This is a genomic window from Planomonospora antibiotica (assembly GCF_014647955.1).
Classification (GTDB): Bacteria; Actinomycetota; Actinomycetes; order Streptosporangiales; family Streptosporangiaceae; genus Planomonospora; species Planomonospora parontospora.
In genome coordinates this window covers 81,525-99,589 of record NZ_BMQE01000006.1, presented here as the reverse complement: position 1 = coordinate 99,589, position 18,065 = coordinate 81,525, and the positions used below count along the sequence as shown (strand labels likewise).

Genomic DNA, 18,065 nt, shown 5'->3' with positions numbered 1-18,065 from the left:
GAGGTCTCCGAAGGAGACCTCGCGACCTGGGGCCGGGGTGCCCGGGCGAGGTGCACGGGGCCGGGAGGGTCAGCGGAAGCCGGCCGCGTGGTCGCGGGCCCATTCGGCGTACGTACGCGGGGGCCGGCCGGTGACCTGCTCGACGTCCGGCCAGACCCGCATCAGCGTGGACCAGTCCTGCTCGGCGTAGCCGCCGCCCTCGGGCGCGTCGCCGCCGTACTCGGCGAACCCGAGCATGAGGTCGGCCGACTCGGCGGCGAAGCCGCCCTGCGCCCTCATCAGTTCCCGCGCCCGCTCCCGGGTGACCTCCTCGTAGCGGACCTCCTCGCCGAGCGCCGCGCCGATGGCCGCGACCTGCTCGCGGACGCTCACCAGGCCGGGACCGGTGACCGTGTAAGCCCGGCCGTGGTGGCCGTCCTGGAGCAGCGCGGCCACCGCGACGGCGGCGATGTCGGCCTCGTGGACGAGCATCGTCGGCTCGTCGGCGAACGGATAGCGCACCACCCGCTCAGCTCGGACGGAGGGCGCCCAGATCTGCAGCGTGTTCACCATGAACCCGCACGGCCGCACGTGCGTCCACTCCATCCCCGACTCCTCGACCGCCTCCTCCACCGGGTTGGTGTGCAGGCCCGCGGTCACCGACGCCGCCGACAGGTCCACCACCCGCCGTACTCCGGCCCGCTCGGCCATCGCCACGACCTCCCGTGCGGTCTCGTCCACCGGGAACAGGTACATCCGGTCGATCCCGTCGAACGCGGGCGCGACGCTCCCGGGCTCGGCCAGGTCGCCCCGCACCACCTCCACCTGCGGCGGTAGTCCGGCGGCCGCCGGGTTCCTGGTCAGCGCCCGCACCTCGGTGCCCGCCCGGACCAACCGGTCCACCACGTTGCGGCCGACGAAGCCCGTCGCCCCGGTCACCAGGATCTTCATGTGCGTTCCTTCCGCCGTTCCGATCACGAGGGCAACGCTAGAGTCCATTCCGGCCATTTTCTGACCGGAATGGACGGGATCCTGAAGTCATGGCGAACACGAGTGCACGCACGCTGCGCCGCGACATCGACCGGCTGCGCGAACTGGGTTGTCCCGTCCACTCGGGTCGCGGCCTGGCCGGCGGTTACCGGCTCCGCTCGGGTACGGCGATGCCGCCGCTGCTGCTCGACGACTTCGACTGGCCGGTGCTGATCCTGGCCGCCACCGGGGCGGACTTCGACGTCGTCCATCCGCCGGAGTTCCACCGGTACCTGCGTGAGCTGGGTGAACGCCTCCTCCGGGCCGGGAGCGCCTAGCCGGGCGGGTCCGGACCCGCCCGGAGGGCCGCTTCTGCGCCCCGGTTCGGGGACGACGTGCGGACGACCGATGACGGACCCCTCCGCGCGCGGAGATCCCGCGCCAGGCGGACGGAACCCGCGCTGAGCGGATGGCCCGGACCGCGGCGCCCGCCGTACCGTTCTTCTCAGGCGCCGATCGACCATCCACCGGAAAACCCTGGAGAAGGGACACCTCACCATGCGCAGGATCCTCATCGTCGGCGCCGGGCAGGCGGGCCTCCACCTCGCCCTCGGCCTGCTCCGCAACGGCTACGACGTCACCGTCGTCTCCAACCGGACCCCGGAGGAGATCCGGGACGGCCGGGTCATGTCCGGCCAGGCCATGTTCGGCACGGCCCTCGGCCACGAGCGCGACCTCGGCCTGGACCTGTGGGCGGGCGAGTGCCCGCCGATCGAAGGGATGCAGCTCACCGTGGCCGGCCCCGGCGGCGGCCGGGCGATCGACTGGGCGGCCCGGCTCGGCACGCCCGCCCGCTCGGTCGACCAGCGGCTGAAGATGCCCGCCTGGATGGCCGAGGTCGAGCGGCTCGGCGGCAAGCTCGTCATCCACGACGCCGGGGTCGGCGACCTGGAGGCGTACGCCGCCGAGTACGACCTCGTCATGGTCGCCGCGGGCAAGGGGCCGATCGCCTCGCTGTTCGAGCGGGACGCCGCCCGCTCGCCGTACGACGCCCCGCAGCGGGCCCTGGCCGTGACCTACGTCACCGGGCTGACGCCGAGGCCGGAGCACTCCGCGGTCTGCTTCAACCTGATCCCAGGTGTCGGCGAGTACTTCGTCTTCCCGGCCCTCACCGCCGCCGGCCCCTGCGAGATCATGGTCTTCGAGGGGGTGCCCGGCGGGCCGATGGACTGCTGGGGCGACGTGCGCACCCCCGCCGAGCACCTGGCCAGGAGCCGGCGGATCCTGGAGACCTTCCTGCCCTGGGAGGCCGAGCGCTGCGCGGGCGTCGAGCTCACCGACTCCGGCGGCGTGCTGACCGGCCGCTTCGCCCCGACCGTGCGCCGCCCGGTCGCGACGCTGCCCTCGGGCGCGCCGGTCCTGGGGGTCGCCGACGTCGTCGTGCTCAACGACCCGATCACCGGGCAGGGGTCCAACAACGCCGCCAAGTGCGCCGCCTCCTATCTGGCGGACATCCTGGAGCGCGGCGGACGGCCGTTCGACGCGGCCTGGATGGAGGAGACCTTCGAGCGCTACTGGCGGGTCGCCCGGCACGTCACCGCCTGGACGAACGCGCTCCTCGCGCCCCCGCCGCCGCACGTCCTGGAGATCCTGCAGGCCGCGGGCCGGGTGCCGGAGGTGGCCTCGCGCTTCGTCAACGGCTTCGACGACCCGGCGGACTTCTCCGAGTGGTTCATGGACCCCGCCTCGGCGGGCGGCTACCTGGCGCGCACCGGCGCCCGAGGGGAGTGAGCGGCCGTGCGATCCCTGCGCGAGGCCCTCGGGCAGTACGCGACCGGGGTGGCGGTGGTCACCGCCGCCGCCCCGGGCGGGGACCGGGCCGGAGTCACCGTCAACTCCTTCACCTCGGTTTCGCTCGACCCGCCCCTGGTGCTGTGGTGCCTGACCCGGAACTCGCCCAGCGTGCCCGTCTTCCTGCGGGCCGGGCGGTTCACGGTCAACGTCCTGGCCGAGGACCAGGACCACCTGTCCCGGCGGTTCGCCACGCCGCTGCCCGACAAGTTCGCCGGGGTGGAGACGCTGCCCGGCCCCGGCGGTGCGCCGCTGCTGGCCGGGACCCTGGCGTACTTCGCCTGCCGTACGGCGACCGTCCACGAGGCCGGCGACCACCTCATCCTCATCGGGGAGGTCGAGCGCTTCCACCGCGCGGAGGGCGAGCCGCTGGTCTTCCACGCCGGCCGCTACCGCTCCGCGGCGCCGCTCGGCGCCGTCCCGGTCCAGGTCCCGGCGCGCTGCGCCTGACGCGCTCTCCGGCCGAAGGCCCGAGCCCGGCCGAATCCCGGCGGCGGCCGGCGGGCGCCGCCGGTCCGTCCCGCCGACCGGACCCGCCGGCCCGTTCCGGCGGGCGGCTCACCAGCCCGCTCCGGCGGCCCGCGCGGGTGCGCCGGAGCGGGGCCCCCAGATCGCGGGATAGTCCGGATAGCCGTAGCCGACGACCTCGCCCTTGGACCGGATGCGCCGCTCGACCCGGCCGTTGTCGGTGTTGCCCTCGATCGTGGTGATCGTGCCGTCGCCGTTGTCCTGCTTCACCAGGCCCATGTGGTCGATGCGGTAGACGCCCTCGCCGCCCTCCCCGTCGATGTCGAAGTAGACGACGGCGCCCGGGGCGGGGGCGTTGCCCCAGCGCCCGTCGAGCTGGAACCGCCTGGCCCAGGTGACGACGTAGACGTCCGAGCCGACCGTGGGGCGGAGCCCCGCCTGCTCGCCGACCCAGGAGACGAACATCGCGCACCAGGGGGCGTTGGCGTAGGCCCGGATGCTGTGGCCGTCGCGGGCCGCGGTCTCCCAGGCCCGGGAGGTCTCCATGTACCAGGAGTGGAACTTGGTGCCGCCGCCGTCGGCGTCCTCCCGGATCCCGACCTGCTGCTCGGCCACGCTCAGCATCCGCGCCACCGCCGCCTGCGGCGCCCGCCCCGCGGTCCAGTACGGCGCGGCCTGGGCGGGCGGGCCGGTCCGGGAACCCGGTGGGACACCGGACATCAGGGCCGGGACGCCGGCGAGGGCCGCCCCCGCGACGAGAACCGCGCTGAGGGCCAGCCGGGGAAGGCTGGAGGGGGGGAGGGAACGGGGAACGCGATCATTGATCATCCCGGGTTCACTCCTTGTCTCCGCGCCGCCTGCCGGGCCGGCCGGCGGATGAGAGAATTCGTCGAGAACTCCGAGGTCAGTCTAACATCCGCCCGCTTCGATGATCGTTCGTCGGTCCGGGAGGCGGCTCAGCGCCGTGCGGAGACCCAGCCGCGTCCGGCGGCCAGGCAGCCGGCCTGGAACCGGCTGCGGGCGTCCAGGCGCTCCATCAGCTCGGCGGTGACGCGGCGCAGGGTGCGCACGGAGACGTCGAGCTTGCGGGCGACGGCCTCGTCGGTGAGCCCCATCGACAGCAGGCGCAGGACCTCGCGCTCCTGGCTGCTCAGCCCCCGCTCGTCGCGGTGGGGCTCGTCGCCGAACGCGTCGGCCCGCTCCCAGATCCCTTCGAACAGCGCGGTCAGGGCGGTGATGACGCCCGCGCCGCGGAGCAGGACCGCGCCGACGCTGCTGTCGTCCGGGTCGATCGGGAGCAGCGCCGCCTCCCGGTCGAAGACGATCATCCGGGTCGGCAGGGCGGGGATCGTGCGCACCCGCCCGCCGAGCTCGGCCAGCCAGGTCGCGTAGGCGGCGGTGTGCTGGTCGTTGCGGACGCTGTCGAGGTAGACGATGCGGATCCGCACGCCGTTCTCCAGCAGCGCCCGGTCGAGCGGCCTGCTGGCGTCGATGTTCGCCAGGGTCTGGGCGCCCTGGGGCTCGAACCCGCGCAGCTCGTGCCGGCAGCGCAGGGCCAGTTCCTCGATGCGCGTGCGGACGGTGTCGATGCCGAGCAGCGTCTCGGCGCCGTCGCTGGGCTGGGCGGGGTTCAGGTCCGCGTAGGCCGCGATCATCTGGGCGACGGCCGTCCGGCCCCGCTCGATCTCCTGCTGGCGGCTCAGCAGCGCCGCCTCCTCCCGGGCGAGCAGCGCGGACAGGCCGACCTCGGGACGCACCAGGCGCAGCACGCCCGGCTCCTCCCAGGAGGGCCGGAGCAGCGACAGCCGGGCCAGCTCGTCGAGCGCGTCGCGGATCCGGGGGACCGGCCAGCCCAGCTTCTCGCTCAGTTCGGACACCCCGTGGGAGGGGTTCTCCAGGATGGCGCGGTAGACGGTCTCCTCGGCGGACCCGAGGCCAAGCAGTGAGAGCACGACCCCTCCCGGTGGCGGACGCGAGCACGGCGCGACCGGTCGGGGATCGACACCGACCTTCCGGCGGTCGCAGTGTGAAACTAGGGCGAAGGGGTCATGCCGGGGTTATGCGGCCACCGGCGGGCCACGCGGCCCCGGGCCGGTCCCGCCACGGCCCGCGGCCGTGCCGGGGCCACGCGGCCACCGGATAACCCGGCGTTAACCACCCGCCCGGAAGGTCCTCGGCGGAGACGTCTCCCCTGGCAGACTCCTGCACGGCAGGTGCCTGCCAGGGCGGATCCCTGGCGGATCCGGCGGCCGGTGGAGACCGTCGAGCCATGTACCTCATCAACGCCCGCCTGCGGGCCCCCGAGGAGGACGGCTCCCGCCCGCCGCCCGCGCCGCGGATCCCGGTCCGCGAGCTCCGCGACCTCGTCCTCGCCCTGGCCGATCCCGCCGACCGGATCGAGCACGTATACGGCGCGGTGAGCGCCGTCGGCGCCGATCTCGGCCTCTTCGTCCTACAGCCCACCCTCGAAGCCGCCGAGAGCGCCGCGGAACGGCTCTGCCGGCGCTGCCTCGCGGCGTCCCCCCGGCTCGCCGGCTGGTCCCTGGACGGCTGCGCCGCCGGCCTCGTCCCCTGCCTGGCCGAGGCCCTGCTGCTCGGCGGCGGGCCTGGCAGCGTCCTGCCATTGCAGGGCGCTGACAGGCGCCGGGGCTTATCCCGGAACTGATTGGCGGCAAGAATCCGAAGGGCCGGAGAAAACGCGGTTGATCTCCGGGGAGGAATTCACGGCCGCACCGGTCGATTGAGCCGGCGCGACGCCGGCGGAAAGGAAGGGGAGAACAATGAACGGAATCGGCCGTCCCGCCGCGCTCGGCGCCCTGTCCCTCGCGGCCGCGTTCGCCTTCGCGGCCCCGTCCCCGGTGTGCCCGGTGTCCCGGGTGTCCCCGGCCCACCTCGCGGCGGACGGTCCGGCGGGCTCCGCGCCCGGCGCCGGGCCGCTCCCCGCGCTCGGCGCCGGCTGGCAGTGACCGGCCGGCGAAGCACCTGGTCCGGGCGGTAGCCCGGCAAGTCGTCTGGGAGGCGACCACAGTGAACCATCAGGAAGTCGAAGTACTGGCGATCGGAGCAGGCCCCTCCAACCTCGCCCTCGCGGTGGCGCTGGAGGAGCTCTCACCCGAGCTGGCGAGCAGGACCCTGCTCCTCGAACAGCACGAGGACGTGTCCTGGCAGCGCGGCATGCTGCTGCCCTGGGCGCAGAGTCAGGTGTCCTTTCTGAAGGACCTCGTGACACTGCGGAATCCGCGGAGCAGATTCTCGTTCGTCAATTATCTGCACTCGGCCGGAAGGCTCAATGAATTCGTCAACCTGGGCAGCTTCACCCCCTACCGGAGTGAGATATCGGAATATCTCCTGTGGGTGGCGCAGTCGCTGTCGCGGGTGCGGATCGAGTACAGCCGGCGGTGCGTCAGGATCGAGCCGGTCCTGACGTCCGGCGGCGAGGTGGAGGAGTGGCGCGCCGAGCTCGGCGACGGCTCCACCGTCACCGCCCGCACCCTCGTGGTCGGCGCCGGCCGCGACCCGCACATCCCCGAGGTGTTCGGCGCGCTGCCGCGGGAGCGGATCATCCACAGCACCGAGTACACGCGGGGGATCAGCCGGTTCGACCACGGCGCGCCGCACCGGGTCGCGGTGATCGGCGGAGCGCAGAGCGCGGCCGAGATGCTCTGGGCCACCCACCAGGGCATGCCCGAGGCCCAGTGCACCATGGTCATGCGCTCCATCGGCCTCAACGGCTACGAGAGCAGCAGGTTCACCAACGAGCTCTTCTACTCCTCGTTCATCGACGAGTTCTACGGCGCGAAGCCGGAGGCGCGCCGCCAGCTCCTGTCCGAGATGCACCGCAGCAACTACGCGGGGCTCTCACCCGGCCTGCTGGACACCCTGTACCGGCAGATCTACCTCGAGCGGCTCAACGGCGCGGAACGGCTCAGGATGATCACGATGGCGGAGATCACCGCCGCCGGGCTCGACGGGGACGAGATCGTGCTGACCCTGACCGACCGCAAGAGCGGGAACCGCACCGAGCTGCCCTGCGACATCCTGCTGCTGGGCACCGGCTTCGACCGCCGGATGCCCTGGCTGGTCCGCGACCTGGCGGCCCGGGCCGGCCTGGAGGAGATCACCGTCGACCGGGTCTACCGGCTCGGCCTGCCCCCGGGCTCCGGCGCCGCCTGCTACCTGCAGGGCGTCAACGAGGACACGCACGGCATCGCCGACTCGCTGCTCAGCGTGCTCGCCACCCGTGCCGAGGAGATCGTCGGGGACATCCAGGACCGCCTGGCCGCCACCGAGCTGCTCGCGCCGTTCGCCCTGCCCGTCGCCTCCTGACCGCCCCACCGCCGCCCCACCGCGGCCCCCGTCCGCGACCCCGCCCGCCATCCCGTCCACCACCGCGCTCCCACCGCGCCTTCCGGCCCGTGCGGCGACCCCGCCGCGGCCCCGTCCGATCCGAGGAGCCCTCCATGGACCTCAGTACCTTCGACCCCGACCAGCTCAGGCCCGACAACGGCCTGCTCGCCAAACGGCTGCTGCCCTGGACCACGCTGAACGCCCCGTTCGAGGGCGCCTGGTGCGTGGTCCGGCCCGGCACCGCCTCCACCCGGCACGCCCACCACGAGTACGAGATCTTCATCGCCGTGTCCGGCGAGGCGGTCCTGGAGAGCGAGGGCGACCGGGCCGCCTTCGCCGCCGGGGACGTCGCCTACTTCCCGCCCGGCACCGACCACCGGGTCGTCAACGACGGCGCCGCCGACTTCGAGATGTACGGCATCTGGTGGGACGCCGACATGACCGGCGCCTTCACCGCCCGCCACGAGCAGGGCCACCGGCAGAGCCACGAGCGCGACGCCCAGGAGGAGAGATGACACGGACGATCGTCATCGCCGCCACCCCCACCCCCAACGGGGACCTGCACGTCGGGCACATGGCGGGGCCGTACCTCGCCGGCGACGTGTACGCCCGCTACCTGCGCGCCGACGGCCGGCCGGTGACCTACGCGACCTGCACCGACGACAGCCAGTCCTACATGGTCTCGACCGCGCGGGCGCGCGGCACGACCCCCGGAGAGCTCTGCCGGACCTCGACCGGGCAGATCGGCCGGTCGGTGGAGGCCATGGGCATCTCCCTGGCGCAGCTGCCGCCCGTCGACGACGTCTACCGCCGGACGGTGCTCGACTTCGTGACCGCCCTGCACCGGCAGGGGCGCTTCGAGACCCGGACCGTGCGCATGCCGTACGCCGAGAACGCGGGGACCTACCTGTTCGACGGCCTGGTCAAGGGGGAGTGCCCGTCCTGCCTGGCCGAGAGCTGCGGGGGGTCCTGCGAGGGCTGCGGCCGGCCCAACCACTTCGACGACCTGATCGGCCCCCGCTCGGTCCTCGACCCCGCCGACCCGGTGACCTCGCGGGAGGCGACCGTCCTGGTCCTGCCCATGGAGCACTACCGAAAGGAGCTCACCGCCTACTACGCGGCCCGCCAGGACGTCTGGCGGCGGCACGGCGCGCAGCTCGTCCGGGAGATCCTGGCCGGTCCGCTCCCCGAGATCCCGATCACGGTGCCGTCGCCGGGCTGGGGGATCGACGCCCCGTTCGCCGAGACCCCCGGCCAGATCCTCTACCCGTGGATCGAGGCCATGCCCGCCTCCGTCTACGCCACCTGGAAGGCGGCGGGAGAGCCCGAGGGCCCGGTCGACGCGCTCTGGCGGGCCGGGAGCGGCAACCGCCTCGTCTACTTCCACGGCTTCGACAACGTCTACTTCTGGGGGATGCTCGACCTGGTGATGCTGCTCGCCCACGGCGATCGCTACATCACCCCGGACGCCAACGTCTGCAACGAGTTCTACGAGCTGGAGAACGAGAAGTTCTCCACCAGCCGGGGCCACCTCATCCGCGGCGCCGACCTCGTCGCGGAGGTCCCGCGCGACCTGGTCCGGTTCTACCTCGCCCTGACCTGCCCCGAGGACCAGCGGGCCAACTTCACCAGGGAGGGACTCGACCAGGTGGCCGAGCGGCGCCTGCGCGCGCCGTGGAACGCGCTGGCCGACCGGATCGACGCCCTCGTCACCGACCCCGGCGAGGAGCTCCCCGTCACAGATGAGGGCCGCCGCCGGGCGGCCGTCATGGTGGAGCGGTTCCGCCTCTGCTACGACCTGCCGTCCTTCAGCCTGACCCGGGCGGCGGACGGGATCGTCACCCAGCTCGGCCGGCTGCTGGCGGCCGAGCGCGCCGAGACCGGCGACCTGCTGCTGGAGGCGCGCACCCTGCTGGCCTGCGCGGCCCCCATCCTGATCGACGTCGCCGCCGAGGCCGAGACGCGCGGGGTGAAGCTCACCCTGGAGACCGGCGCCGAGACGGTCGCCTCCTTCCTGCTGCCACGACTGCCCGGGAGCGCCCGATGAGACTGCTCGCCCTGGAGGCGCGCCAGAACGCCTCCTACTACCAGTCCCGCTACCACCAGGTCGCCGACCTCGGCGCCGAGCTGTACGTGCTGAACGGGATCGGCACGCCGGACTTCTGGCCGCAGGACCGCTACCGCGTCGCCGGCTCCCAGCGGATCGACGACCTCATCACCGAGGCGAAGGCCTGGCACGAGCAGGAGCGCTTCGACGGGGTCATCACCTTCTCCGAGTCGGCCGTGACCGCGGTCGCCGCGGTCGCCGAGGCGCTCGGCCTGCCGGGCGTCGGCCCGGAGGCGGCCAGGACCAGCCGGAACAAGCTGCTGATGCGCGAGGCGCACCGCAGGCACGGCGCCCCGCACCCCGACTTCCGCCTGGTGGCCGACGTGGAGGAGGCGCGGCGGGCCGCCGAGGACTTCGGCTACCCCGTCATCCTCAAGCCGACGCTCGGCGCGGCCAGCAACTTCGTGTTCCGCATCGACGACGAGGAGGAGCTGCGGGAGACCTTCCCGCGGGCGGCCGAGGGCATCGCGGGCATGTCGTGGTACGCCATGGAGGCCGAGGGGATCGACCTCGGCCCGCACGGCCTGATGGTCGAGGCCTTCCTCGACGGGGAGGAGTTCCTGATCGAGGCCGTCGCCTGGGACGGCGAGGTCTACCTGGGCTCGATCGTGGACCGGATCACCGCCGAGGGCGGGACCTTCGACGACGACGTGCACCACGCGCCGACCTCGCTCGGCCCGGAGCAGGTGGCCGCCGTGCACCGGGTCGTCGCGGCGGGCGCCCGCGCCCAGGGGCTGGACCGCAGCGTGATGCACGCCGAGGTGCGCTTCCACCGCGGCGAGCCGTACCTGCTGGAGATCGCGATCCGCCCCGGCGGCGGGGGACTGGACCTCATCGCCCGGATCACCGCCGACCACTGCCCGATCCGCGCCGTCATGGACGTGGCGCGCGGCGTGCGGCCCCGGGTCCGCCACTACGAGCCGACCGGCGTCCACGTCACCGCCATGTGCCTGCTCTGCGACGCGGGCCGGATCGAGCGGATCGACGTGCCCGCCGAGGTGAGCGGGTCGGACCGGGTCTTCTTCCTCAAGATCACCGCCCGGCCCGGGGACGTCGTCCGCCGCCCGCCGGAGGGCAACAGCATCCTCGGCTTCCTGGGCACCACCGGCGACTCGCTGGAGGACGCCCGGCAGACCATGAACGACCTCGCGGACCGGATCCGCGTCGAACTCTCCCCGATCGGAGACCGGTGATGACCCAGCTGACCGTCGCCCCCGCCCAGACCGCAGTCCCCGAGCGGCCCGCCGTCCCCGCGCAGGCCCCCGCGGCCCGCGGTGCGGCCCCCGGCGGGCGGACCGCCCGGACCCGCCGCTACCTGATGTGCCCGCCCACCCACTTCGACGTCGTCTACTCCATCAACCCCTGGATGGACCCTGGCAAGCCGGTGGACGGCGCCCTGGCGCGCCTCCAGTGGGAGGGGCTGCTCCGCGCCTTCCAGGCCCTCGGCCACCGGGTGGAGCTCATCGAGCCGCTGGCCGGCTACCCCGACATGGTCTTCGCCGCCAACGGCGCCACGGTCATCGGCGGGAAGGTGCTCTCGGCGCGCTTCCGGCACGCCGAGCGGGCCGCGGAGGGCCCGGCCTACCTGGAGTGGTTCCGCGCCCGCGGCTACGAGACCCGCGAGGCCGTCCACGTCAACGAGGGGGAGGGCGACTACCTGGCCGCCGGCCGCTACCTGCTCGCCGGGACCGGCTTCCGCACCGACGTCCGCTCGCACCGCGAGGCCGAGAGGTTCTTCGGCCTCCCCGTCGCCGGGCTCCGGCTGGTGGACCCGCGCTTCTACCACCTCGACACGGCGCTGGCCGTACTCGACGACGAACTGATCATGTACTACCCGGGGGCGTTCTCCCGGGAGAGCCAGGGCGTGCTGCGCGTGCTCTACCCCGACGCGGTCATCGCCACCGAGGCCGACGCCGAGGCCTTCGGCCTGAACGCCGTCTCCGACGGCCGCCACGTCCTGATGCCGCCCGCCGCCACCCACCTCATGGACGAGCTGCGCGAGCGCGGCTTCGAACCGATCGGCGTGGAGCTGTCGGAGCTGCTCAAGTCCGGCGGCAGCGCCAAGTGCTGCACGCTGGAGCTGCGCGGGGGTCCCCGATGAGCACCCCGGAGAACGGCTACGAGGGACGGCGCTTCACCTCCGGGGACGTGCCCGCCGGGGTGGAGTCGCCGACCGCGACCTACCGGCAGGACGGGGACCTGCTGTGGGGCGAGTTCGCCGGCGGGCACGCCCGGCGCGGCGCCCTCACCGGGGTCTGCGCCCCCGACGGCACCCTCGACTTCGCCTACTGCATGGTCCTGGACACCGGGGAGATCGTCTCGGGCCGCTGCCACAGCACCCCGGAGACGCTCGCCGACGGGCGCGTCCGGCTGCACGAGGAGTGGGAGCGGTACGGCGAGCACGCCGCCACCGGCGTCTCCCTGCTGGAGGAGCTCCCCGCCGCCGCCACAGCCACAGCCACCGCCGAGAACGAGAACGAGTACGAGGACGAGGACGAGGACCGGACATGACCGCGACCATCGACACCGCGACCGCCGACGCCCCGACCGCCGACACGGCGGCCCCCGCGCGCCCGCGCGGTGAGACCCCCGTCAAGGGCGGGACCGTCACCTGGGCCTGCGCGCCCGGCTTCCCGCCGTCGATCATCTTCCCGTTCACCCCGCCGGAGCGCTTCGGCACCCGCAACCTGCTGGAATTCCAGATCCTGATGTACCGGCCGCTGTACTTCTTCGGCACCCACGGCACACCCGAGGTCGACTACGACCTCAGCATCGGCGAGCCGCCGGAGTGGAGCGAGGACGGGCGGACGGTCACCGTCACGATCAAGCCCTGGAAGTGGTCCAACGGCGAGACCGTCTGCGCGGACAACGTCCTGTTCTGGGTCAACATGATGGCCGTCAAGGGCGAGCGCTACGGCGAGTACGTCCCCGGGTACTTCCCCGACAACCTGGTCTCCTACGGCAAGCTCGCCGAGGACAGGGTCTACTTCACCTTCGACAAGGCCTACTCCAAGCGCTGGGTGCTGATGAACCAGCTCAGCACCATCACCCCGATGCCCCGGGCCTGGGACCGGACCGCCGACGGGCCGGCCAACGCGTCGGAGGACCCCGCCGACGTCGAGGCCGTCTACGACTTCCTGATGGCAGAGAACGGCGGCGTGCTGGAGGAGGACAACTCCGACCGCGTGCACTGGGCCGACAGCCCCGTCTGGAGCGTGGTCAGCGGCCCGTGGCGGCTGAAGAGCTACACCATGGACGGCGTCGTCACCTTCGTGCCCAACGAGCACTACTCCGGCCCGAACAAGCCCCACCTCGACGAGTTCCGCCAGATCCCGTTCATGTCGGACGGCGAGGAGTACGAGCGGCTCCTGGCCGGACCGGACGGCCCGGACGGCGTCCAGGTCGGCTACCTGCCGCTCAGCTTCAGCACCGAGCCCACCGACGACCCCACCAGGGGCGGGCCGAACCCGCTCGCCGAGAACTACACGCTGGTCCCGCAGGCCGCGTTCTGCATCCGCTACATCCCCCTCAACTACAACAACCCGACCGTGGCCGGGAAGATGCTCGCCCAGACCTACATCCGGCAGGCGATGCAGCACACGCTCGACCAGGACCGGGCGGCCCGCGAGATCTACCACGGCTACGCCTACCGGCAGGACGGCCCCGTGCCCTGCCACCCCGCGAGCGACCTGGTCTCGCCCGCCCTGCGGGGCGCGCCGGTCCTGCCGTTCGACCCCGAGCGGGCCCGCGCGCTGCTGGCCGCCAACGGCTGGGACACGAGCGTCTTCCCCGCGGTGTGCACCGGCCCCGGCGAGGGCCCCGGCCAGGCGGGCGCGGGCATCCCGGCCGGCACGAAGCTCAGCTTCTCGCTCCGGTACGCCGAGGGGCGCCCGGCGCTCACCCTGCTGATGGAGCGGTTCCGCGACGACGCGGCGCGCGCCGGCATCGAGCTGCGGCTGCAGGAGGTCTACGGCTCGGTCCTGGTCGCCGAGGACGCCCCGTGCGTCCCCGGACCGGACAGCCCCTGCCTGTGGGAGCTGAGCACCTGGGGCGGCGGCTGGGTCTACCACTTCCCGAGCGGCGAGATCCTGTTCAAGACCGACGCCGGCGGCAACTTCGGCCACTACACCGACCCGAAGGCCGACGAGCTCATCGCGAAGTCGGTCACCACCGACGACCTGGGCGCGCTCTACGACTACCAGGACTACATCGCCGAGCAGGTCCCGGTCATCTTCATCCCGAACTTCTCGCTGCGGCTGTTCGAGGTCGCGAACGGCCTGCGGGGCTTCGAGCCGATCAACCCCTTCGGCATGATCGCGCCGGAGAACTGGTACTACGTCGAGAGCGGGGAGTGACGCCGTGACCTCCGCCGCGACGCTCACCGCCTTCTCCGGGGCACCCCTCGCCGGGGCACCCGTCGCCGTCATCCCCGCCCACCACCTGATGACCTTCCTCCTCCAGCTCGGCCTGCTCCTCGGCCTGGCGACCCTGCTCGGACGGCTCTCCGCCCGGTTCGGGCTGCCGGCGCTCCTCGGCGAGCTGTGCGCGGGCATTCTCATCGGGCCGTCGCTGCTGGCCAACGCGGCCCCGGACCTGTTCGCCTGGCTGCTGCCGCAGGACCCGGCCCGCTTCCACCTGATCGACGCCGTCGGCCAGCTCGGCGTCCTGCTCCTGGTCGGCATGACCGGCATGCACCTCGACACCGGCTTCCTGCGGCGCCAGGGCAGGTCGGCGGCCTGGATCAGCGGCACGGGACTCCTGGTGCCCCTCGCCCTCGGCGTCGGGATCGGGTTCCTGGCCCCGCCGGAGATGATCGCCGGCGGCACCGACCCCGCGGTGTTCGCCCTCTTCCTCGGCGTCGCGCTGTGCGTCAGCGCGATCCCCGTCATCGCCAAGATCCTCACCGAGATGCGCCTGCTCCACCGGGACATCGGCCAGCTCATCCTGAGCACCTCCGTGATCGACGACGTGGCGGGCTGGTTCCTGCTCTCCGTGGTCTCCGCGCTCGCCACCGCCGGAGCCCGCACCGGCCAGGCGGCGCTGACCGCGATCGCGCTGCTGGCGGTGTTCGTCCTGGCCTCCCTGCTGATCGGCCGCAGGGTGGTCGCGGCGGTGCTGCGGCTGGCCGACCGCGGCCACGGGGACCGCACCCTGATCGCCGCGGTGACCGTGCTGTTCCTGCTCTTCGCGGCGGTGACCCACGCGCTGGGCTTCGAGGCCATCCTCGGCGCCTTCGTCTGCGGGGCGCTCATCGGCTCGGCCCCGGACCTGAAGGTCGCCCGGCTCGCCCCGCTGCAGACGTTCGTCGCCGCGGTGCTGGCGCCGATCTTCTTCGCCACGGCGGGCCTGCGGATGGACCTGACCGAGCTGGCGAACCCCGTCGTGCTCGGTGCGGGCCTGCTGGTCCTCGCCGTCGCCGTCGCCGGCAAGTTCGCCGGGGCCTACCTCGGGGCGCGCATCGCGCGGCGCACCCGCTGGGAGGCGCTCGCCCTGGGCGCCGGCCTCAACTCCCGGGGCGTCATCGAGGTGATCGTCGCCATGGTCGGACTCCGGCTCGGCGTGCTCACCACCGCGTCCTACACGGTGATCGTCCTCGTCGCGGTCGTGACCTCGATGATGGCGCCGCCCCTGCTCCGCTTCGCGGCCTCCCGCATCGCCCCCACCGAGGACGAGGTCGTCCGCGAGGAGTTCTTCGACGCCCTGGAGACCCCCGGGCAGACCACCGACAAGCAGTTCGTGACGACCGCCAAGGAGGCGTGACATGACCGCAGACGACCGCCCGCTCGTCCTGCTGATCGCGACGGGGATGCGGCACTACCGCGAGTACCTGCTGCGCTCGATCGCGACCGGGTACCGGATCCACCTGTTCGCCACCGCCGAGCCCGGCTGGGAGCGCGAGTACGTCACCGGCTGGACCCTGGTGGACAGCACCGTGGACGGCCCCGGCATGGTCCCCGCCGCGCTCGACCTGGCCGCGCGCGAGCCCGTCCAGGGCGTGCTGTGCTGGGACGAGGCCAGGATCCTGGCCGCCGCCCACGTCGCGGAGGCCCTGGGCCTGCCCGGCGGCGACACCGCGATGGTGCGCCGCTGCCGCGACAAGCACCTCACCCGGGTCGCGCTCGACGCCCGCGGCGTGCCGCAGCCGCGCTCCCTGGCCGTCGGCACGCTGGAGGAGGCGCTGAAGGCCGCCGGCGAGACCGGCTACCCGGCCATCCTCAAACCGCGCGGCCTCGGCGGCAGCCTGGGCGTGATCCGGGTCGAGGACCCGGAGGAGCTCGCCGAGCGGTTCGCGTTCGTCCGCGACCTCACCGTCCCCGACGGCGCCACGTTCGACGTGCCCGTCCTGGTCGAGGAGTACGCCGACGGCCCCGAGGTGAGCGTGGACGCCGTCGTCCGGGACGGCGTGGTGACGCCGCTCTTCCTGGCCCGCAAGGTCCTCGGCTACGAGCCGTACTGCGAGGAGGTGGGCCACTACGTCGACGCCCGCGACGAGCTCCTGCACGACCCGGAGTTCCGCCGCGTCCTGCAGGACACCCACACCGCCCTCGGGTTCACCGACGGGTTCACCCACACGGAGATCAAGCTCTCCTCCCGGGGCCTGCGCGTCATCGAGGTCAACGGCCGCCTCGGCGGGGACATGATCCCCTACCTCGGGCTCCTCACCACCGGGATCGACCCCGGCCTGGCCGCCGCGGCGGTGGCCTGCGGGCGCGCGCCCGACGTGACGCCCCGGCGCGAGCTGGCCGCCGGGGTCCGCTTCTTCTACGTCGCGGAGGACGATACGACGATCGGGTCGATCGCCTTCGACGAGGCCGGCCTGCCCGGGGCCGTCGACCGGGCGATCCCGGTCGTCGAGCCCGGAGCGACCGTCTCACCCCCGCCCAAGGGCACCCTGTGGGGCCGCGTCGCCTACGCGACCGCGGTCTCCGCCGACCTCGCCGAGTGCCGCGCCGCCCTGGACGCGGCCGAGGCCAACCTGGAAGTGAAGGCAGCAGCATGACCGCCGTCGTCGGGAACGAAGAGACCACCGGGCCCGCGAAGCCCACCGAGCCCACCGATCCCACCGGAGCCGCGAAGCCCGCCGGGACCCCGCCGGCCCCGCCGGGCCAGGGCGACGACGGCGTGCTCGTCACCCTCAGGGAGACGTCCCGCGCGGCCAAGGCGCTGCTGCTCGGCGTGTTCGTCAACAAGCTCGCCGCGTTCATCCAGATCTACCTCGTGCTGTTCCTGACCAACCGCGGGTTCTCCCCGACCCAGGCGGGCCTCGCGCTCGGCGTCTACGGCGCGGGCGCGGTCGTGGGCTCGCTCGTCGGCGGGTCGCTCTCCGACCGGATCGGGCCGCGCGCGGCCACGCTGGTCAGCATGACGGGATCGGCCGCGCTGATCGTCTCCATCCTCTACCTGCCCACCTACCCGCTCCTGCTGGGCGCGATCTTCCTGGTCAGCACGGTCGGCCAGTTCTACCGGCCGGCGGCCCAGGTGCTCCTGACCGAGCTGACGCCCAAGCACCGCCTCGTGATGATCACCGCGGTGTACCGGCTCGGGCTCAACCTCGGCATGACCGCGGCCCCGCTGATCGGCGCGGCGCTGCTGTCGGTCTCCTACAACGCGCTCTTCTGGGGCGAGGCCGCCGCCGCGCTCACCTTCGCCGTCATCGCCTCGCTCGCGCTGCCCCGGCGGGTCGCGCGGCCCGCGGCCGAGCAGCAGGCCGCCGAGCCGGAGCCCGCGGGCGGGTCGGGCTACCGGGCGGTCCTCGCCGACCGGCGCTACAGCCTCTACCTGGTCGCGGTCCTGCTCACCTCCATCGTGTACTGCCAGTACACGGCCACGCTCCCGCTGGACGTCGCCGCGGCGGGGATCAGCCTGTGGTGGTACGGCGCCGCCGTCTCGCTCAACGGGTTCATCGTGATCACCTGCGAGCTGGCGATGACGAAGGTCGTGCAGCGGTGGCCGATCCGGCTCACCGCGCTGCTCGGGCTGGGCCTGGTCTCCGTCGGCTACGCGATCTACGCCATCTCCCCGCTGCCGATCTGGTTCATGGTCGGCACCCTGGTCTGGACCCTCTCGGAGATCATCGGCGGGCCGACGGTCTTCGCCTACCCGGCCATGGCGGGCCCCGAACGGCTGCGCGGCCGCTACATCGGCGCCATGCAGAGCGTCTTCGGCCTCGGCACCGCACTCGGCCCGGTCCTCGGCACACTGGTGTGGTTCCAGGTCGGCCGCGCGGTGTGGCTCTGGGCGGCCCTGGTCGCCGCCGTCGCGACCGTCGCCGGACTGCTCGGCATGCGCACCCCTGCGACCGGGGCCGAGGAGCCGCAGCCCGCGGCCGCCTCGGCCGGCTGAG

At 73.3% G+C, this 18,065-nt stretch carries 18 protein-coding genes; 15 read left to right on the top strand and 3 right to left on the bottom strand.

Annotation, left to right across the window (positions count from 1 at the left end; genetic code table 11):
- Positions 1 to 69: 69 nt before the first annotated feature.
- Positions 70 to 930 carry an SDR family oxidoreductase gene (locus tag IEZ06_RS07705; protein WP_189235965.1) on the bottom strand — a complete coding sequence of 287 codons (861 nt, stop codon included), beginning with the start codon at positions 928 to 930 and terminating at the stop codon, positions 70 to 72.
- Between the two features lie 89 nt (positions 931 to 1,019).
- Here IEZ06_RS07705 and IEZ06_RS37835 point away from each other — a divergent pair, with 89 nt between their 5' ends.
- From IEZ06_RS37835 to IEZ06_RS07690, 3 genes are all read left to right on the top strand, one after another.
- Complete coding sequence (locus IEZ06_RS37835; protein WP_444544036.1) at positions 1,020 to 1,286, top strand: HTH domain-containing protein; 267 nt, start codon at positions 1,020 to 1,022, stop codon at positions 1,284 to 1,286.
- A gap of 220 nt (positions 1,287 to 1,506) precedes the next feature.
- Complete coding sequence (locus IEZ06_RS07695; protein WP_189235964.1) at positions 1,507 to 2,739, top strand: styrene monooxygenase/indole monooxygenase family protein; 1,233 nt, start codon at positions 1,507 to 1,509, stop codon at positions 2,737 to 2,739.
- Between the two features lie 6 nt (positions 2,740 to 2,745).
- Entirely contained in the window at positions 2,746 to 3,249 is a 504-nt protein-coding gene (locus IEZ06_RS07690) for a flavin reductase family protein (protein ID WP_189235963.1), read from the top strand.
- A 108-nt stretch (positions 3,250 to 3,357) separates the two neighbouring features.
- Here the strand turns inward: IEZ06_RS07690 and IEZ06_RS07685 are convergent, their stop codons facing one another.
- Together IEZ06_RS07685 and IEZ06_RS07680 are read right to left on the bottom strand one after the other, a co-directional pair.
- Positions 3,358 to 4,095 carry a CHAP domain-containing protein gene (locus tag IEZ06_RS07685; protein ID WP_189235962.1) on the bottom strand — a complete coding sequence of 246 codons (738 nt, stop codon included), beginning with the start codon at positions 4,093 to 4,095 and terminating at the stop codon, positions 3,358 to 3,360.
- Positions 4,096 to 4,223: 128 nt separating this feature from the next.
- Complete coding sequence (locus tag IEZ06_RS07680; protein ID WP_189235961.1) at positions 4,224 to 5,219, bottom strand: LuxR C-terminal-related transcriptional regulator; 996 nt, start codon at positions 5,217 to 5,219, stop codon at positions 4,224 to 4,226.
- A 317-nt stretch (positions 5,220 to 5,536) separates the two neighbouring features.
- Between IEZ06_RS07680 and IEZ06_RS07675 the strand changes: the two genes are divergently transcribed.
- The 12 genes from IEZ06_RS07675 to IEZ06_RS07620 all read left to right on the top strand — a co-directional run bounded on the left by IEZ06_RS07675 (position 5,537) and on the right by IEZ06_RS07620 (position 18,064).
- On the top strand, positions 5,537 to 5,932 hold the full coding sequence (locus IEZ06_RS07675; RefSeq protein WP_189235960.1) for a hypothetical protein: 396 nt from the start codon (positions 5,537 to 5,539) through the stop codon (positions 5,930 to 5,932).
- 115 nt (positions 5,933 to 6,047) lie between these two features.
- On the top strand, positions 6,048 to 6,233 hold the full coding sequence (locus IEZ06_RS07670) for a hypothetical protein (protein WP_189235959.1): 186 nt from the start codon (positions 6,048 to 6,050) through the stop codon (positions 6,231 to 6,233).
- A 61-nt stretch (positions 6,234 to 6,294) separates the two neighbouring features.
- On the top strand, positions 6,295 to 7,593 hold the full coding sequence (locus tag IEZ06_RS07665) for a lysine N(6)-hydroxylase/L-ornithine N(5)-oxygenase family protein (RefSeq protein WP_189235958.1): 1,299 nt from the start codon (positions 6,295 to 6,297) through the stop codon (positions 7,591 to 7,593).
- 134 nt (positions 7,594 to 7,727) lie between these two features.
- Positions 7,728 to 8,129, top strand: coding sequence for a cupin domain-containing protein (locus IEZ06_RS07660; RefSeq protein ID WP_189235957.1), 402 nt, complete (start codon positions 7,728 to 7,730; stop codon positions 8,127 to 8,129).
- The gene (locus tag IEZ06_RS07655) at positions 8,126 to 9,661 is read left to right on the top strand and encodes a class I tRNA ligase family protein (RefSeq protein WP_189235956.1); all 1,536 of its coding nucleotides are present in this window, start codon (positions 8,126 to 8,128) and stop codon (positions 9,659 to 9,661) included. Before IEZ06_RS07660 ends, IEZ06_RS07655 begins: the two co-directional genes overlap by 4 nt.
- A complete protein-coding gene (locus IEZ06_RS07650; protein ID WP_189235955.1) occupies positions 9,658 to 10,914 on the top strand; it encodes an ATP-grasp domain-containing protein in 1,257 nt (418 codons plus the stop codon). Before IEZ06_RS07655 ends, IEZ06_RS07650 begins: the two co-directional genes overlap by 4 nt.
- A complete protein-coding gene (gene ddaH, locus IEZ06_RS07645) occupies positions 10,914 to 11,822 on the top strand; it encodes a dimethylargininase (RefSeq protein ID WP_189235954.1) in 909 nt (302 codons plus the stop codon). The genes IEZ06_RS07650 and ddaH overlap by 1 nt, the downstream gene beginning before the upstream one ends.
- Positions 11,819 to 12,232, top strand: coding sequence for an avidin-fold protein (locus IEZ06_RS07640; RefSeq protein WP_189235953.1), 414 nt, complete (start codon positions 11,819 to 11,821; stop codon positions 12,230 to 12,232). The genes ddaH and IEZ06_RS07640 overlap by 4 nt, the downstream gene beginning before the upstream one ends.
- On the top strand, positions 12,229 to 14,076 hold the full coding sequence (locus tag IEZ06_RS07635) for an ABC transporter substrate-binding protein (RefSeq protein ID WP_189235952.1): 1,848 nt from the start codon (positions 12,229 to 12,231) through the stop codon (positions 14,074 to 14,076). The genes IEZ06_RS07640 and IEZ06_RS07635 overlap by 4 nt, the downstream gene beginning before the upstream one ends.
- Positions 14,077 to 14,080: 4 nt before the next feature.
- A complete protein-coding gene (locus IEZ06_RS07630) occupies positions 14,081 to 15,481 on the top strand; it encodes a cation:proton antiporter (RefSeq protein ID WP_229797863.1) in 1,401 nt (466 codons plus the stop codon).
- 1 nt (position 15,482) lies between these two features.
- Entirely contained in the window at positions 15,483 to 16,721 is a 1,239-nt protein-coding gene (locus IEZ06_RS07625) for an ATP-grasp domain-containing protein (protein ID WP_189235951.1), read from the top strand.
- A complete protein-coding gene (locus tag IEZ06_RS07620) occupies positions 16,718 to 18,064 on the top strand; it encodes an MFS transporter (protein ID WP_189235950.1) in 1,347 nt (448 codons plus the stop codon). Before IEZ06_RS07625 ends, IEZ06_RS07620 begins: the two co-directional genes overlap by 4 nt.
- Position 18,065: the final 1 nt, after the last annotated feature.

Bases quoted from the DNA above. Each gene is read 5' to 3' on its own strand.
- IEZ06_RS07705 (WP_189235965.1), bottom strand. From the start codon at position 930: ATGAAGATCCTGGTGACCGGGGCGACGGGCTTCGTCGGCCGCAACGTG.
- IEZ06_RS37835 (WP_444544036.1), top strand. From the start codon at position 1,020: ATGGCGAACACGAGTGCACGCACGCTGCGCCGCGACATCGACCGGCTG.
- IEZ06_RS07695 (WP_189235964.1), top strand. From the start codon at position 1,507: ATGCGCAGGATCCTCATCGTCGGCGCCGGGCAGGCGGGCCTCCACCTC.
- IEZ06_RS07685 (WP_189235962.1), bottom strand. From the start codon at position 4,095: ATGATCAATGATCGCGTTCCCCGTTCCCTCCCCCCCTCCAGCCTTCCC.
- IEZ06_RS07675 (WP_189235960.1), top strand. From the start codon at position 5,537: ATGTACCTCATCAACGCCCGCCTGCGGGCCCCCGAGGAGGACGGCTCC.
- IEZ06_RS07670 (WP_189235959.1), top strand. From the start codon at position 6,048: ATGAACGGAATCGGCCGTCCCGCCGCGCTCGGCGCCCTGTCCCTCGCG.
- IEZ06_RS07660 (WP_189235957.1), top strand. From the start codon at position 7,728: ATGGACCTCAGTACCTTCGACCCCGACCAGCTCAGGCCCGACAACGGC.
- IEZ06_RS07655 (WP_189235956.1), top strand. From the start codon at position 8,126: ATGACACGGACGATCGTCATCGCCGCCACCCCCACCCCCAACGGGGAC.
- IEZ06_RS07650 (WP_189235955.1), top strand. From the start codon at position 9,658: ATGAGACTGCTCGCCCTGGAGGCGCGCCAGAACGCCTCCTACTACCAG.
- ddaH (WP_189235954.1), top strand. From the start codon at position 10,914: ATGACCCAGCTGACCGTCGCCCCCGCCCAGACCGCAGTCCCCGAGCGG.
- IEZ06_RS07640 (WP_189235953.1), top strand. From the start codon at position 11,819: ATGAGCACCCCGGAGAACGGCTACGAGGGACGGCGCTTCACCTCCGGG.
- IEZ06_RS07635 (WP_189235952.1), top strand. From the start codon at position 12,229: ATGACCGCGACCATCGACACCGCGACCGCCGACGCCCCGACCGCCGAC.
- IEZ06_RS07625 (WP_189235951.1), top strand. From the start codon at position 15,483: ATGACCGCAGACGACCGCCCGCTCGTCCTGCTGATCGCGACGGGGATG.
- IEZ06_RS07620 (WP_189235950.1), top strand. From the start codon at position 16,718: ATGACCGCCGTCGTCGGGAACGAAGAGACCACCGGGCCCGCGAAGCCC.